The organism is Bacillus sp. C-3-6 (assembly GCF_054509685.1).
In genome coordinates, this window is the sequence record NZ_CM137247.1 from 4,979,137 (window position 1) to 4,997,169 (window position 18,033).

General features: G+C 32.7%; 15 protein-coding genes. All 15 read right to left on the reverse strand.

The annotated features are described in order from the left end of the window. Positions 1–16 precede the first annotated feature (16 nt). Positions 17–1,051, reverse strand: a complete 1,035-nt coding sequence (locus ACW0JX_RS25675) for an ABC transporter substrate-binding protein (RefSeq protein ID WP_001225641.1) — start codon at positions 1,049–1,051, stop codon at positions 17–19. Then, on the reverse strand, positions 1,048–1,830 hold the full coding sequence (locus ACW0JX_RS25680) for a DUF3919 family protein (protein ID WP_000826618.1): 783 nt from the start codon (positions 1,828–1,830) through the stop codon (positions 1,048–1,050). Before ACW0JX_RS25680 ends, ACW0JX_RS25675 begins: the two co-directional genes overlap by 4 nt. A gap of 66 nt (positions 1,831–1,896) precedes the next feature. Continuing rightward, the gene (locus ACW0JX_RS25685) at positions 1,897–3,327 is read right to left on the reverse strand and encodes a HAMP domain-containing sensor histidine kinase (protein ID WP_459245207.1); all 1,431 of its coding nucleotides are present in this window, start codon (positions 3,325–3,327) and stop codon (positions 1,897–1,899) included. Between the two features lie 11 nt (positions 3,328–3,338). Continuing rightward, positions 3,339–4,010 (reverse strand): response regulator transcription factor, encoded by a 672-nt coding sequence (locus tag ACW0JX_RS25690; protein WP_459245208.1) that lies wholly within the window; start codon positions 4,008–4,010, stop codon positions 3,339–3,341. A 120-nt stretch (positions 4,011–4,130) separates the two neighbouring features. Next, complete coding sequence (gene galE, locus ACW0JX_RS25695; RefSeq protein WP_078994063.1) at positions 4,131–5,123, reverse strand: UDP-glucose 4-epimerase GalE; 993 nt, start codon at positions 5,121–5,123, stop codon at positions 4,131–4,133. 84 nt (positions 5,124–5,207) lie between these two features. Then, positions 5,208–6,038, reverse strand: coding sequence for an SGNH/GDSL hydrolase family protein (locus tag ACW0JX_RS25700; protein ID WP_078994064.1), 831 nt, complete (start codon positions 6,036–6,038; stop codon positions 5,208–5,210). A 98-nt stretch (positions 6,039–6,136) separates the two neighbouring features. After that, positions 6,137–7,051 carry a polyisoprenyl-teichoic acid--peptidoglycan teichoic acid transferase TagU gene (tagU, locus tag ACW0JX_RS25705; RefSeq protein ID WP_000727081.1) on the reverse strand — a complete coding sequence of 305 codons (915 nt, stop codon included), beginning with the start codon at positions 7,049–7,051 and terminating at the stop codon, positions 6,137–6,139. A gap of 209 nt (positions 7,052–7,260) precedes the next feature. Continuing rightward, complete coding sequence (locus ACW0JX_RS25710) at positions 7,261–8,544, reverse strand: nucleotide sugar dehydrogenase (RefSeq protein WP_078994065.1); 1,284 nt, start codon at positions 8,542–8,544, stop codon at positions 7,261–7,263. Between the two features lie 203 nt (positions 8,545–8,747). Beyond that, complete coding sequence (locus ACW0JX_RS25715) at positions 8,748–9,869, reverse strand: glycosyltransferase family 4 protein (RefSeq protein WP_353810797.1); 1,122 nt, start codon at positions 9,867–9,869, stop codon at positions 8,748–8,750. A 21-nt stretch (positions 9,870–9,890) separates the two neighbouring features. Beyond that, positions 9,891–10,688, reverse strand: coding sequence for a glycosyltransferase (locus ACW0JX_RS25720; protein WP_098033378.1), 798 nt, complete (start codon positions 10,686–10,688; stop codon positions 9,891–9,893). Between the two features lie 107 nt (positions 10,689–10,795). Then, the gene (locus ACW0JX_RS25725) at positions 10,796–12,049 is read right to left on the reverse strand and encodes a transcriptional regulator (RefSeq protein ID WP_098783175.1); all 1,254 of its coding nucleotides are present in this window, start codon (positions 12,047–12,049) and stop codon (positions 10,796–10,798) included. Between the two features lie 130 nt (positions 12,050–12,179). Then, entirely contained in the window at positions 12,180–13,370 is a 1,191-nt protein-coding gene (locus ACW0JX_RS25730) for a glycosyltransferase family protein (RefSeq protein WP_459245209.1), read from the reverse strand. Between the two features lie 120 nt (positions 13,371–13,490). After that, positions 13,491–15,773: an alginate lyase family protein gene (locus ACW0JX_RS25735; RefSeq protein WP_198946843.1), complete on the reverse strand. Its 2,283-nt coding sequence runs from the start codon at positions 15,771–15,773 to the stop codon at positions 13,491–13,493. 1 nt (position 15,774) lies between these two features. Beyond that, on the reverse strand, positions 15,775–17,052 hold the full coding sequence (locus ACW0JX_RS25740) for a lipopolysaccharide biosynthesis protein (protein WP_078994069.1): 1,278 nt from the start codon (positions 17,050–17,052) through the stop codon (positions 15,775–15,777). Beyond that, complete coding sequence (locus tag ACW0JX_RS25745) at positions 17,049–18,029, reverse strand: glycosyltransferase family 4 protein (protein WP_078994070.1); 981 nt, start codon at positions 18,027–18,029, stop codon at positions 17,049–17,051. Before ACW0JX_RS25745 ends, ACW0JX_RS25740 begins: the two co-directional genes overlap by 4 nt. Positions 18,030–18,033 lie beyond the last annotated feature (4 nt).

Consider the following 18,033-nt stretch of genomic DNA (forward strand, 5'->3'; position numbering starts at 1 on the left):
TTTTCGTCTCCTTTTCTCACTTCAGAGAGAGACGCTGTCTATTCCATATCTCGATTATTCCGCTATTTGATATATTTTGGTTCGTCCTTCTAACCGGCTGTCCTTCTATTTCTTTCTCATTCTTCGCAAACATCGTTGGTACGCCAAACGACACTTTTTCTAAAATATGCCCCGCTTCTTCTGATAAACAATAATCAATAAATAAATCCGCAATAATACCACTCGGTGCACGTTTTAGTTTAGAAATCGCATTAACGGATAACCCTGTTTGCTCAGGTTCGTTACTTAAAATCGGAAAGCCTTGTTTTTGAAGCATTCTCTGATCTCCCATAAAGTTGATGCCTATCATATATTCACCACTCGCAACAAGTTCTGCTGGGATGTAACCATTCACTGTTACTTCTCCAACTTGTTCTGCCAGATTCTTCACATATTCCTTCGCTTCCTCTTCACCTAACGTATCAATAAGTGATTGAAAAAACGTATATGCTGTACCTGAAACATTTGGATCGGGCATGACAATCTTTCCCTTATATACTGGATTCAATAAATCTTTCCATCTTAACGGATACGAGAGACCGAGCGGTGCTATTTCCTCGTTCCACCGCTCTTTATTAATCGCAATTGCCAGCTTCTCCACTTCATAACCGTACCAATAACCATCTTTATCTTTAACAGTTTTTGAAATACGATTTGCATGTTGGCTTATCACAGGAATAGAAAGATTTTTTTGCTTCATCATTTGATGCGCATCTACTGTACCGCCAATAATAATATCCGCCTTCGGATTTCCAGCTTCTTCTTCCACTCTACGAAGAAGTTCTTCTGTTGAAAGACGAATAAATTCATACGTACATCCGCGCGGCTTACAAAATGATGAAAGTAACGCTTCACCAACTTCCTCACGAGCCGCTACATACGCAACAATATGACGATCATCCAAAATAGGGAGACCATTTTTACTATATTTAATAGAGGTTGTATCTCGAGAGCAACTAGACATCGCTCCTCCAATTACTAGCAAAAAGAAGAAAAAGGCTATCTTTCTCATGACGCATTCTCCTTTACGAATAACTCTGCTAGAGAGCCTTTCATATACATGACATTTCCGTTATTATCACCGAGATATTGCACAACAAAGTACGATGGATACACAGAAATCGTAAGAATATCTTCACGATCATTCTTTACACGCTTACCTGTTTTATAAGCTGTAATATAAGCAATCGGTTCATTCTGCGATTGTAATAACTTCTGAATTTCTCCGTAATCTGTAATTTGCTTTGCGTATCGAATAGAATCAAGTATGTGCGTAAGATTGATAGTACGTACCACATCGCCTTGACGTACTACGACGTCCTTTGCTGAAGCAAAGAAATCACTAATACGCTCTGGCGTGTAATACAGGCTTAATAAATACGTTTGAAGTGCTGAAATCATCGGATCCATGCCATTCTTTCCGTATACATTTTCCCCATACTGGAACAAGTCACCTACTGCAAAAGTACGCTTATGTCCATTCAAGTACGTTACTTCTCCAGTAAATACTTGTTCTTGGCTCTTAACGCCCTCAGGCTCTATTCGAATTCGGTCAAAGAATGAAACAATCGTATGCAAACGAACTTCATCCGTTACAACAATTTCTCCCCACTTTTCATGTCTTACTTTCACTTCAATTGGAAGAGATTCATTCACCCTTTGTAAAACGGCTTGTTTATCATTTACAATGTTAATTCGATTATAGATTTGCTTCTCCATAACATAAAACAAAACAAGAGAAACAATCATACAAATGACAAACATAAGAATTTGAAATGATAGCCTTTTCATTTCTGCCTACCTCCAAGATAAAAAAACGTTGTTTCGAAAATACCGCATAATTGTTTCATAAATGTATCATTTAACCGCTTTCAAGTTTTTTATGTCTTCCATCCTTCTCGGAAGCAAAAATGTAATGAATATTGTAGTACCTATTTCTTCACTACTCTCAATCCGCATGCTTCCGCCCTGTTTATTCATAATCTCCTGACAAATATACAAACCATAACCATTCCCGTAACTAGAAGGAAGTGCCTTTCCTTTCGGAGACTCATTCCACTCTGCAAGCACCACTTCATCTATACCGATCCCATCATCATGAACAAAAACCTTCGCCTCCTGCTCATTTACAATTACATTCATACGAATGTGCGAAGCATCACTATACTTAATTGCATTATCAAGCACATTTAAGAAAATTTGCTTCGTCTTATCAAAATCTGCAACAACATGTACATCCGTTAACTCATTTATCACTTCAATTTCAAACTGATTTAGACGAGGTTTCACAATTGAAACTGCTTCTTCTGCCAATTCCTTTATGTTCACAACTGTAGGAGACACCTCAAACGTACTCGTCCCATATTTCGAAGACTTAAGCAGTTCCTCTACAAGTGATAATAAACGCTCACTTTCCACCGCCACATAACGAAGACTTTCCTGTACATCTTCTTTCGATTGTAACTTCGGAATTAAATCAACATAACCGATAATTGCCGTTAGCGGTGTTTTTAGCTCATGCGTAATGCGGTCTAGGAAATCTTTCTGCTTCTCTTTCTCCTCCTGCAATTGCTTAATATGCAGTTCAATTCCATCGGCCATCGCGTTAAAAGATGCGGAAAGCTGAGCAATTTCCACGTACTCATTTAACTCAATCTTACTCTTATAATCACCATTCGCGAGCCGCTGTGCCATTTGTCTCAACTGATCAATTGGTTTATGAAGAGACTTCGCCAAACGAATCGCAAAGAAAATACCGGTAGCTACTAGGCAAAGAGACGTCATTAAGAACGTCCAGCTCACATTTGTTAAAACTTCCTTCTCACCCGTTAACTCATTTATAAAACGAATACTTCCAATGACATCGTTTCCATAATAAACCGGGCTTGAAAACAAAAGAATGGGAGCGGGATCCGCCTCCTCAAAAACATAAGACTTCTTTCCCTTCAAGGAACTCTCAATGTCGATGTTACGGTGAAGCAATGCTCCTTTTTGTGTATCTGCAACAACATCGCCATTCTTCCCGATCATCTGCACACGGACATCCATACGCTTCGCTAAATACGACGCAATTAAAAGTGAATTAGGACCAAGCGTATCCACTTCCGCTTCCTTCTCTAAATAATTCATCGTATAAATTTGTGCTTCTACACTTAACTTTTCTAAAGAACCTGCTGCGTTATGATACATATTCTTTTCTAACGTAATATAAACAACTGCATATAAAAGAACAAAAATCGGAATTAACAGCCCAACTATTCCGAACACCATATTTCGCTTTAAAGACATACCATCACCACTTAACAATCCAGTTTATAGCCAACGCCATAAATTGTCTTAATATATTCTCCGCTCGTCCCAAGCTTCTTTCGAAGTCTCTGCACCATAATATCAACTGCTCTCGTATTTCCGATATACTCAAATCCCCATACTTTCTCAAGCAACTCATCCCTCATAAACACACGCTGCGGATTTGAAACAAACAACTGACATAAATTAAACTCTCGGTACGTTAACTGAATCTCTTGTCCACTCACATGTACCTTTCTTTCCTTAGGACAAATCACTATCTCTCCAGCCTCAATTACTTCATGACTTACAGCCGCCTCCGTCTTCTTTACACGCCGCGCCATATTCTTAACCCGAAGAATAAGCTCCGCATAATTAAACGGCTTCGTCACATAATCATCAGCACCAAGCTGCAAGCCAAGTAACTTATCATTCATCTGACTCTTTGCCGTTAACATCAGCACCGGAATATCCCTATCCCTCTCACGGAACAAACGAAGCAACTCATACCCATCCGTATCCGGAAGCATAACATCCAAAATCAATACATCCGGTTCTTCATTCCATTTCTCTAAAGCTTCTCTCCCATCAGCCGCTGCTAATACTTCATAACCTTCCATCTCCAACTGCATCCGAATCAAATTACGAATACTCGATTCATCATCAACCACAAGTATTTTCATCATTCTCCTCCTTCCACCTTGTATTATAGTACAGTTTAGTATAGCAAAAATCGTACAAAAAAAGAGAGGGTATTGTCGAACATATTTTGTCGACGATACCCTCTCTTTCAGTTATTATATTTATTTAGCATATCCATTCGGTTGCTTTTGATGCCAATTCCAAGCATGTTCAATAATTGTCTTAACATTTACATACTTAGGATCCCATCCTAGCTTCTCTTTCGCTTTCTTAGAAGAAGCAACTAAACGTGCTGGATCGCCCGCACGGCGCGGTGCTACCTCAGCAGGAATTTCATGATTTGTAACTTCGCGAACTGCATCAACGATTTCTTTTACACTGAAACCATTACCATTTCCTAAGTTATAGAAATCACTCTCTCCGCCATTCTGCAAGTCTTTAAGCCCTAAGAAATGAGCCGCTACTAAATCTTCAACATGAATATAATCACGGATACAAGTACCGTCTGGTGTATTATAATCATCACCAAACATCATAATCTTCTCACGTTGACCTAAAGCCACTTGCAACACAAGAGGAATTAAATGCGTCTCTGGACGGTGATCTTCCCCAATAATACCATTTGGGGTTGCACCAGCCACGTTAAAGTATCTGAAAATTTTATAACGTAAATTAGAAGCTTGGCTATACCAATGAAGCATCTTCTCGATTGCTAACTTCGTCTCTCCGTACGTATTCGTAGGATTTGTCATCGTTTCCTCAGTAATAAGATCCACATCTACCTCACCATACGTTGCCGCAGTAGAAGAGAAAATGAACTTATCTACCTTAAACTCATCCATTACCTCTAATAAACAAAGTGCACCATACACATTGTTATTATAATATTGAAGAGGCTTTTCCATACTAACTCCAACTAAAGAATCAGCTGCAAAATGCATAACAGCCTCAATATTTTCTTGTGTAAAAACATCTCTTAAAAATGCTTTATCACGAAGGTCGCCATTATAAAACTTCGCGCCTTCCGTAATTGCATCTTCATGACCAGTTTGTAAGTTATCTACCACTACTACCGATAAACCTTCGTCTACTAATTTTTTTACAGCGTGAGAACCGATGTAGCCAGCTCCGCCACAGATTAAGATTGAGTTCATTGTTTTCCTCCTACTATTTTCAGATCTCTTAATTATAAAAGGAAAAGGTATACGGGAACTCGTACACCTTTTATCTCTCCTTCATTACTTAGCTACAAAATAATCAGTTACGTATTGCGCCCAAACTTCATGTCCCTTATCACTTGGGAAACCAAATTCTTCTTTTAAATATGGTAGGATAGCCTTTGTTGTTGCATCAGGCCACGCTCCCCAATGATCAACATATGTATAATTATTTTGCGAAGCAAATTGTTTTAATGCTTCAATCGCTTTCGGATAATTCTTCGCACCATACACTGGATTTGATGGTTGAATCATAATCGTAGCACCCTTTACACTAGTAGAAAGTGCTTGAACGAACTTCTGCGTATTCGCGACAGAATTCCCATTACCAGTTTTACCATTATCAGTAATAAACGGTGGTTCATATAAAATCACATCTGGCTTCTCTTTCGCAATCTCTTTATCACGTTTATTCGTAATTAATTCTTCTGTACTTTCACCCTTATATTCCTTTACCGTCACATTCCATAAACCTTTACCATAAGCAGTTTCTAAATTAGCCGTTAGCTTAGCTGCCCAAGCACCTTTTTCAGATGAAGAAGCTTCATCACCAACAATAACAAGATTTACTGCCTTTTTATCCTCAGCAGCTTTCTTTAACTTCTCTTTCACTGCATCTGGCAAGTTCTTCGCGTATGCCTCATTAAAAGATGACTTCGCATCTTGTTTTTTCTCTTCTTTTTTCTCTTCTTTCTTTGCTCCGCTATCTTTTACTTCAGCTTTTGTTTTCGTTACTTCACTCGTTTGTCCTGTTGCATTTGCAATCTTCTTATTCCAGTACAATTTACCGCTCACAATCGAAGCTACAAACAATACAAAAATAACAAGGACAAGTACTGCTTTCTTATTCATCGATTCACCTCATCTATTAATCTCACAATATATAATACTAATATAAATCCATGCAAAAATAAACCCAACTCCTTCCAAAGGAGTTGGGTTATTACATATTACTTAGTCAATTCAAGATGCGCTCTTAACTTATTCGTTAAATCTTGTTTCGCTGCATCTGGAACATAGTAGTACCAAATACCATCAGCAGCTTTGTGGCCATCACCTGGAATTTGGATTTCTTCACTATTCTGCATGCAATCTTTATAATTCTTTTGAATATCAAACATTTGGTCTTGCGTTAAACTTGTTTTAACGTTTTTCTCAATTGCTTTTAATACATCACCGTAACTTGCTAGAGAAGAAACTGTAGCACCCTGTTTAATTACTCCTTGAATTACTTGACGTTGGCGCATTTGACGTCCGAAATCACCACGTGGGTCAAGCTTTCTCATCCTAGAATAATGTAATGCCTTTCTACCATCTAAATGAATGTTTCCTTTTTCAAAATGAATTCCTTCATATGTGAAATCTAAATCATTATTTACATCTACACCACCAACAGCATCTACAATATCTTTAAATCCATCCATATTTACTTCAATATAATGATCAACTGGTACATTAAGAAAATTCTCTACTGTTTTTACAGCCATATCAATTCCGCCAAAAGCATAAGCATGATTAATTTTATCTTTTGTACCTTTTCCAACGATTTCTGTATAAGAATCACGTGGAATACTAACAATTTTCATAGATTTCGTCGTAGGATTTAATGTAAATAGCATTAATGAATCCGACCTTCCTTGGTCTTCACCACGTTGGTCTACCCCCATCATTAAAATAGATATTGGTTTTTGATCTGAAATATCTACCTTCTTTTCTCGTTTTTCAGATTTCTCACGATCTAATGGTTTATGAACAGCATCTAATGTATTAGAAACGTTAGAATAAACAGTATAAGCATATACTCCACCACCGACAATAAGAATTCCAATAATACCTAGAACCCAGAATAAAATTTTCTTTTTCATTTTTTAACCTTCTTTCGAAAATCGAAATCTTTTCTCAAAAAACATAGTTACAATTATAGCCTAAATACATTCAAAATATCTATAGTCATCATAAATAATCAAATTCCTTTATGCATTCAATTGCAAGAATTCAAATCTTTATATACACTTCGTATAAAATATCTAATTTAATAAAACATATTTTTAACCAACCATTTGCAATTAGTTCATTATACTCTTATGCTTGATAAACTTCTTAGTTCATATAGATTATTAAAATTGTAATAAGAAATTTGTTTACTGCTTATATTCATACAATTACGTGTATCAAATATAATAGCCTTTCTTGCGTTATCAATAATGACTTGTTCATCTATTTGTTTAAACTCATTATGGTCTGTTAGTACTAAAATACATTCTGCATTTTTTACAGCATTCTCTAGACTATATAAATTAAAATGGACCTGATTTTCATGAACATGAGGATCATGTACAGCAACTTCATAACCCTGTTCTTTAAGTAAATCTACAATTGTCATAGCTGGACTTTCTCTGACATCATCGATATTACCTTTATATGTAATTCCTAAAACTGCAACTTTTGCATTTTTATCTGGAATAATTTTTGCTAATTGCTCCACAACAAATACAGGCATAGAATTATTTATAAAGCGCGCATTAGAAATTAATTGAGACTCTTCGGGTGCCTTTTCAATAATAAAATACGGGTCCACTGCTAAACAATGTCCTCCAACCCCTGGTCCTGGAAGATGTAAATTTACTCGAGGATGATGGTTAGCTAATTTAATAACTTCTAAAGCATTTACGCCAAGTTTTTCAGAGATTTTTGCTAATTCATTTGCTAATGCAATATTTACATCGCGGAATGTGTTTTCCATAAGCTTAGACATTTCTGCTGTTACAGCAGTAGTTTCAAGGATTTCCCCTTTTACAAAACAACCGTAAACTTCGGCTGCTTTTTGCGTAGATTTTTTATTAATCCCACCAACTATTCTTGTATTCTCTACTAATTCAATTAAAATACGTCCAGGTAACACACGTTCCGGACAATGTGCAAGGTAAATTTCTTCCCCTACTTTCCATCCCTGTTCCTCAATAATTGGAGCCACTATATCATCAATAGTTCTTGGTGGAATCGTAGATTCTACAATTACAATACTTTCCTTCTGTAAGAATGGTAAAATAGACTTAGTAGCTTCTACAACATAGTCTAAATTTGCAGTATGATCAGCATTGTGTGGTGTAGGAACAGCAATAATAAACACATCAGCTTTGGTTGGTTCTACACTAGCGCTCAATTTCCCCTTTTCTACTACATCTTTAACTAATTCTCCTAATCCAACCTCTTCAATATGAACTTTACCTTGATTAATCATTTCAATTGCAACAGGGTTTACATCTACCCCTATAACATCATATCCCGCTTTTGCAAAAATAGCTGAAGTTGGTAAACCAATGTAACCTAAACCTACTACACAAACTTTTTTATTCATCTTCACCAATCCTTATCTTTTTTATTATTCAACTCATATATCAACGTTATATTAAATATAGAATCATAAAAAATTAAACTCACTCAAATAATTTCATATAGACACACTATACTTTATTATCCTTGCAGTTAATTAAATTCTATTATTACGTATCAATGATTATTGAAGCCTTAATTTTGGATTCCTTTACTACCTATAGTCTCTTATTTAGAATATAACTCTTCTATTGAAGATAGCATTTTTTCAATCGTAAAATGTTCCTCAAATGTCCTAAAGCCATTTTTAGAAAGCCTATCATATAGGCTATAATCTTTTATAATTTCTAATATTTTTTGTGTCCCTTCTCTAGCATTATCTTTATCAAAAAGATAACCATTATAATCATCAACCACTATTTCATTATTACCTACAACATCTGTAGCAATAATGGGTTTTTTATATGATAATGCCTCTATTAATGAATATGGCATACCTTCGTATAAGGAAGTAGATAAGAATATATCAAAACAAATTAATTCTATATCTGGGTTTGAATGAAATCCTTTTAATTTAATGAATTCACTTAAATTATTCCTTTTAACATAATCAGAAACTTCTTTAAAATACTCTCCATCTCCAATATATACAAACTCAACATTTTGATTTTCCTTAATAACTTGCTCAGCTATACGAATAAATAACCATGGGTTTTTTTGATAATCCATTCTCGCAATTGTTCCTACTACCAATTTCTCTTTACAATCTTTTAAAGGAAATTTACTATCTGTAGGTGGTGAAGAAATACCATTATATACTACCATTGATTTATTTAATGAAATGACTTTATGTCCCAAAGCAAATCCTTCTTCACCTTTGGAAACATGAAGGACCTTCGTTGTTAAAGAACCTAATAGTTTTTCAACGTTCTTATATATGAACTTTTTCTTTGCTGATAAATTTGGGTTTTGAAATACATATGCATGTGGCGTATAGTACACTTGTTTCACTCCACATATTTTGGCTGCTATCCTGCCTATTGCACCTGCTTTAGAGCTATGACAATGAACAATTTGCGGCTTAATTTCCCTTAGCATTTTTATAATTAATTTTGTAGCTCCTATGTCATTCTTAAATGATAATTCCCTCACCATTTCTGTGACTTCGTAAAAATAGAGCCCTTTTCTCATAAGATTATTTTTTGCCGATAGAAATACATCATCTACCCGCTGAGTACCATGTATAACATGTACTTCATATTTATTTAGGTCTAAATTTGAGAGTACATCTACTAAATGTCTTCTAACTCCCCCACCTAATGCCTCACATATAAAAACAACCTTTTTCATTCCTCACTGCTCCTTTTATCATTAGTTAGATCTACTTAGTAAAGATTTAATACCAATAATTAGCTTGTTAGGAGCTACTAGCAAGATAAAAGACTTTATTATTCCCACGTAGCTTTCTAAAACTAGAGGATTAAAATATTTTTTTTGAATTTTTATTCTACTGTACAACTGTCTTTTTCGCCTACTTAATGAGATACTATTTGGATTGATTTCTTTACAAATAAGTACTTCATCTAAATTCGAAACCTCATATTTATTCATTATTCTAAAGAAGAATTCATAATCTTCTGCCGCTGGAAAATCAGTATGATATACACCAATCTCTTCAATAATTGCTGTTCTAAACATAACTGATGGATGCGGGAAACAGCTATTAATATGCATCTTCTTTTTTATCTCATCTGTTGAAAGCGGTACACGCTCTATAAACACTTCTTTACCATCCATATCCGTATGTCTTACGCTGGACCCTATTAACATATAATTTGGATTATCTAACATATATTGTTTTTGCTTATAAAATCGATTAGGTTCAATAGTATCTCCTGCATCTATCCTCGCAACAAATGTATAACCATTATCACAAATATACTTTAACCCTAAATTTAAGACATGCTCAATTCCTTTATTAACTTCAGATTTTATAAAAATAATATGGTGAATTCCAACAGTCTTAGGAACAAGGATTGGTTCCTTACTACCATCATCAACAACTACTACATCTACCTTCTCTTTTGTTTCCTTCAATAAAGATTCTAAGGTTTGATTTAAACCAACTTGATCGTTATATACAGGAATTAATAAAGCTATTTCTGACATATACTCGCTCCAATCATTTTTCTAATATAAATGAGAAAAAGGGATTACAGGAATCTAAATTAATCTGGATTCCCCAATCCCTAATTCTGTTATATATATATCTTAAATTACTCCAGTTGATTAATAGCTGCATTAGGACTATTTGTGTTCGCTCGAATCTTTTTTGAAGAATTAAATTTAGATATTGACATCTTATTAAATGCAGCAAGTCCCCCTAGAAATATAAGCCAATAGCTTAATGAAAAATCGTATGGCCTTTGGTAAATAGATAGGAAGTAAATTATACAAAAAATCCAGATATACCTATTTCTCATAGCAAAAGCATGCCCCATAAAATATATGGTATGAAGGACGAATAATAAAAATCCATTTACTACTACAAAGGTTTTCCAAGATAATGCCTCTGAACCATAAGCATTTGCTTTATAAAAATACTCTTTTTCTTTCATCCCTAACAATAAGTTACCATCTTGCAAAAATTCCTTATATATTTGTTCGAATGCTGCGTTCGCTCTATTATTTCCTTCTAATTCGTTATTTCCTAACTCCAACCTGTAAAGAATCTTTTCATATACATAAGTATCTTTAGGTACAGTATTCATTAATATTAGTAGCACACCTATTGATAGCAAAGCATATTTGTACTTCTTTATCAAAAGATATAAAAATACAATTACATAAAAAGCAAATGAGAAAGAGCATATCCCTGCTACAAATAATATTTTCTCATAACCTCTACGCAAAGAAAATCCTTTAGATGCTAAGATTAAACCACTAATTGTTCCAACTACTCCTGGTTCATCAAACATTCCACAAATTCTATCAATACTTCCTCCCCAAGGGAGGAAGTACCTTTGATCTGATCCGTTAAAAAAGTGGTAGATAGATAAATTAAAGTAATTCCTATAGTAAGGTTTTGTCCAAGATGTACTAGATAACTGAGACCATTGTAAATCTATTCCTACAAATAAAAGAATAGCTATCGCTATTGCTGGTATAAGAGATATGGCAACTATTTTAATAAAATTATCATAAATCTTTAAACGTTCCTCATTCCTTATCAAAACTAATGGGATAAGTGAAACAGAATATAGCCATAGGTTACGAATAATATTCTCGTCCTTAAAACTAAAAATTGCTATTAATATAAAAGCTAAAAAAGCACTAAATATATTTGATTTATTAATTTTGTAATCCGATATACTAATCCATAATAAAAATACTGAGATATGAATTATTCCAAAGAGAGGTATTATGCTATTGTTCCATGTGAAAAATGGATTTAACCATAAAAATCCCAAGAATGCTGCCATAAATATATATATCTTATAAAAAAGTGAATCTATTCTACCTTTTTGCATTTATTTATATCATCCTATCTTTAATCTTACTCTATTAAATATATTTTTAATGTCGCAAGAACCCTTCCCATATTTTTAGTTAACTAATTTATCTTCCTACCGTCTTTATTAACATATTTATTATTTAAATTTAATCAAGCAAGTCCATATATTTTCTAGCATTAGAGGCATAACTATAACATTCCTTTAAATCCGCATAGTTAAAGTCTACACTATCTAAACTAATTTCAAGTAATTTATCTGCAATTTGTTCCTTTTGATTATTTACATTATCAAATAGTTCAGTTAAAGTTGATCCTATATTCAAAATTCGTTTATTCGCATACAAATAATCAATAATTTTACTAGGTATTTGACTTGTACTCTTGTTATTTAGATTAATTAACAAGTCCATTTTTTTCATAATGCTAATAATTTCACTTCTATTTTTAAATGTATTTACCGTAATAGGAATTGTTTTTATATCCAATCCCTCAACTTTTAAAAATTCTTCTAATGCATTTACATTTCCAAAATAATGAAAATGTAATTTTGGATTATTTTTACTAGCTAATACTAGACCATGAATAAACTCTACTGGGCTCCTAATCCCTCTATAAAAAGACCCTGCGTACATTATATTAAATTTACTCTTATCTATTTTATAGTTACTTTCACCCTGTTGTTCTTCAAATAATTGAGGGATAACATGAATTTCCGACCTATTTACACCAAGATTAGTGTAGCAATCTACCGCATTTTCTGTTGGGATTACTATGGAATCGACATTCTTAAGTATCTTTGATTCCAAAAACTTATCGTATTTTCTTATTTCTCGATCTGGATTATAAGAGAATGGATCTCCGTAATCAGCTATCCACTTTAAATGTGAAGCATCTTTTTTTAATAGATGTCCTGTAATATGAGTAGAAACCGGCAATCCAACAGTCACCATAGCTTCACTATTAATATGCAGTTTATTTTTTTTCACATAACGGTATGCATTTATTGCCCACTCAACTGTTCGATCTGGCCAAACAAGTACATCATACAGTTTTTTCAAACCTTTAATAAGGAAATTACTTTGGGAATTATTTAGTATATTTTTATTCACATCCCATCTATTTTTTTCTTTATGAAGTAAAATGCCCGGTTTCACTTGATGTACAGTTATATTATCTGATTCTCTAGCATCGATTTCTTGATACATATTATTTCTAGGAATTATTAACTCAACATGATAACCCTCTTGTATCAAAGAAGATACAATACCCTTCACATGGAAAGCACGGGCCACATTTTCCGGATAATACCAATAACTAATTACCATTACTCTCTTCATATTCTTGTAATAAATCCCTTCTAAAATTCATTTAATATACATCATATAACATAATATTTTTCTCCCTAGCCCATTAATCCACTAGGGTTATGCCCTATAAATGTTAATTTTAAATGCTCTTTATTTATTTTCCATAATCCGCCCATAGCCGTTTGAATAGTAAATGAATTCTTGATTAACAATACTCGTTCCAAAATCAGTTATCACTATCTGTTTGTCAGATATCACTATTTTCCTGTACACTTTCTGACCATAACCACTATGGCACCCTATAAAACTATTATTTTTAAATTCCAGGCACTGACTATTTGTATTATGCTCTAAGTTAAATAAGCCACTCAATCCATCATAAAAGTTATTTTGTTCTATATCACCTAATTGAATTGTAAAATGTGCTTTTGTTGACCTAAATAAATTTCTTTTCTCTGGTATTGGGGTGTATAAGTATGTTCCAGGATCTTTTATAATATCTTCCCCATCAATTACTAATTCAATGCTGAGCTGATCATTATGATCATGACTTCCTTTTCCATTAGTACCTAATTTCCCGCACCTAATAGCTAAATAAAAATCTTGAGATTTAAAGATATACATACCAAAGTCAGGATATGCTATCTTTTTTAAACCTTCAACTAAATTTGATTTAGAATTAAAAATATATTGAACAAATTTTTCTTGTTGCTCTAATTTATTTATTTCATTTTTCTCGTGCTCATTTATGGAAACTTCTAACACATTATATTTTAAACTCTGTGAAACAGATTCTTCATATCGTTTAATGTTATTTTTCACTATATTTTTAATTAATGTATGTTCTATAGAAGGTTTATTTACAAAGCTAAAAAATTTCTTCTTTTTAAATAAAGCGTTAATTCCCGCGACTAAAGAGCGGTGTTCTAAAAAGTCTTCATCCCAGTACTTTTCTTTATCACTTAATTCATTATAAGTACTTAAATTTAAATATTTTTGCTTAGCCTCCTCAACTGTTAATAAATTATACGTTGGCTGTGTCTTAAAGAATCTCCCACTATCATTATCACCAAACTGCGCAACTTCTCCGTTAGGCTTAGTAATATCAACTGTAAATTCAGCCATTTTTTCTAATCTCTCCATGTACCATTCAGGAAATACTTTCCCGTTATGAAAATCCCAAAATTTATCCGGATCAATTTCAAAACCTAGTTTTTTACAAACCCCAATATGATCTTGCAATTTATAACTATGTAATATCTTTATTTTCTCTTTAGGCAACGCTAGGGCTACCGCTGTTGCATAAAGCATAAGTTCGCCAGATAAGCGATGATAAGTAGTAGAATTTTCAAAGTTTGAACCTTCTTCATAAAATTGGAAACTCATCTCTTGAATTAATTCTTGGAATGAAAAGTTTAACCATGTCGATACCTCTTTTGTAACAGGAAGGTATGCAGAAATAAAGAATAATCCTACAATATTAGATAAATAATGATTATTTCTTATACCTTTATTACGTTCTAGATGGTTAAAAATAAATTTCCCATGATCATATATAGAAAGTACAAATATTTTTTTAAATTCCTTATTAAATTCTACCCCCTGTACTTTAAATAAATCATAAACTAAAATCCAATTAGCGGCTCGAATTGCAACATCCATAGTACATGTCCAATTCACTCCAAATTTAGGAGGATTTGCAGATATAAAATCAAGAATTTCATCTTGAAATTCTCTTTCATATACCTTAGGATTTTCAAATTCTTTGTTTCCTTTACCTGCTAGCATATAGGCCCAAACAAATTGAATTAAATGTTGCATTCTGGAAAGTTCCCAAGGAACTTTCACATCAATCCCTGGTACTGTATTAAGAGCCAACTCTGAATAATGTTTTTTTGAGTCCCACGTATACCCCGATTTAAAATCAATTCGCCAATCTATAGGTACATAACTACTAGATATATGACTCCTAACATACTCACTATAATTTTGATTTCCTTTATTAATTAAGTTTTTTATCCAATCACTATTCTTATCAACTTCAATTTTCTTTGAAGTATACTGATATTTTTCCAATCCCCGGCACTTCATGTTATATTTAACATTTAACCAACCTGATCCTAATAAATCAAAATAATGGTTCATATACAGTGAAGTTAAATCCCTAATTTGTAACACTTCATTTTTGTCAAATTCATACTCCAAGGTTTTTGATAAAATCTCCTCTAGTTCATAATTAAAAAATTCTTTTGAGTAACTAGAAGCTATACTATCTTTCCAACATTCAACCTTTCTTGACGATTTATAAACTACTTTTCTTTTCGCTTTCTCTAGGACTTCTTTTACAGACAACCCTTCTATTTTTTTGAAATAGTTCAATATGCTATCACCTGCCTCTTTACTATAAAAACTCTCTATTTTTTCTAGAAACAACTTAAACGTATCTTCTCTCTTTCTTTATCACTATAAAAACAAAAGCATATTGTATAACCAATACCAATAGAGCATTAAATACTTGCGCCCATGCTATTCCAATGATAGAAAAATGTTTTCCAATAAAATAATTAATTAACAAAATGATGGGAACAGAAATAAGGTTTACTAAAAAATTCTCTTTCATTCTTCCTAGGGCAATTAACATAATTGCTACAATTGCATAGGATGAATATATTACGTATTTAACCATTAATATTCCAGTATATGTAACAGTATTTATATAAGAGTTCCCATAAAAAATAGGAACAAATATTTTTGCCCCTAAATAAACTGTAATCCCTACAAAAATACTCACTACTAAAGTCTTTTTTTGTATATTAAAAGTCATCTGTTTTAACTTACTAATATCTTTATTACTTTCAGTCAGATAAGGTGTATAGATATTCTGTAAAGTAGCGGTAACTTGCGTTGCCCCTAACAAAAATATAGTTGCTATTGCATAGTATCCCATCTCAACTCGATTTGTAATAAAACTATCCATAATAATAATATCTGTATAATTCCCTATACTGTTAGTAAAATTCGCCAAAAAACTAAAAAATGCAACATTCCAAAATGTAAACGGTATTTTCTCAGACATATTATAAGGCACTTTTATGGAATTTACTTCTTTAAACAGCGGAAATAATCCTACTATTAAACCTAGAACTGTTGCGATAATAAATCCTTTAATACCGAAAAACCACGTACCTATAATAATAAATATTGCATTTTGAATTTTTATTATTGATTGTATAACAGCCATTCTTTTTACTCTTTTCAGGGCTAACAAATAATTCATCAAAAGATTTGTCATAGTAAGCATTGGAATACACAGTGTATATACACCCCACTGAAATACAGAGTATTTCGGAGAAAAAATTAAAAACAAGTTAAATAATATTACAGAAATCACACAAAAAATTATACTTTTCCGAATCGCATATGAGAGGAGATAATTTTTTTCGCTGTCCTCCCTAGGTTCCGAACAATATTTCAATATTGCCGTATCGAGTCCAAAAGTACCTATTAGAACAGCTAGTATTAAATAAGTCTGCAAACTTTTTATCTGTGCCATACTTTCAGGAGAAATAAATTTTGCAACTAAAATAACACTTCCAAACCCAACAAACTGTACTAAAAATTTTGTTAATAATAAACTAAAAAAACCTTTTTTTCTTAGTTGAATTATATTATTATGGATTTTCCCTTTCAGCTTTGCTAATGGCTGCATCATAATGATTTCTCCTTAAAATCCATATCTTCAATACACTTTTCAATATTACATACCAAATCATTTATACTTCGATTTTCGAACAATATCGTACCCTCTGGTCGATTGCAAACATTACTTGCAATAGCTCTACAATTAAAGTAAATTGCTTCTTCAATACTTATACCGTAAGCATCACTATAAGTTGGTCGAATCATTATATCTGATTTTTTAAATAGAGGCCATAATTCTTTTTGTCCTGTAAGAAATAATATATTTCCCTCTATTTTATATTCTTTAATTTTTTCTAAAATACTTTTGAAGTACTCTTCATCGCCTATTTCTGCCAAAGCAAAAATCAATCCTATTTTGGGATACTTGTTTTTTAAAATTCTTATTACTTCTATACACATATCAATTCCATACAAATCTATATTCTTATAAAATGTAATCTTTGAGGCATTGCCTATTAATATTTGTTCGTGGTTATTTAAAAAACTTATAACCTCTTCACTATACGTCGATAAAATATGTTCTTCATCCTCTAATGGAGGTGGTATAAAGGGTGATTTTACCACGACTCGTTTTGGTAGTTGTATGTTATTCTTTCTATATCCATCTTTTAAATGTTCTCCAACCAACACACAATAATCTACTTTTTTTATAAATAATTTAGTCATTATTTTTTTCATATTACGAAAAGTATCTAAAATTCTTATAGAATGATTTTGTAAAATAATCCTACATTGAAATGGCCGTAACAATAAAGCGATCATAGTTAATGTATTAAATTCATTAAGGTGGAAAGTATGCTTTTGTGGTGATATTAAACAATAACGCATTAAAAATTTAAACTTTTCTAAACGCCCCATTTTATCAAAATCGATAAATTCTACTTCTTCACCTTGTTTTTCTAAAAATTTACTATACCTATATATATATATACTCACGCCCCCCAATGGAGGAGGATAAGGACCTATAAGAAAATATTTTCCGCTCATATTT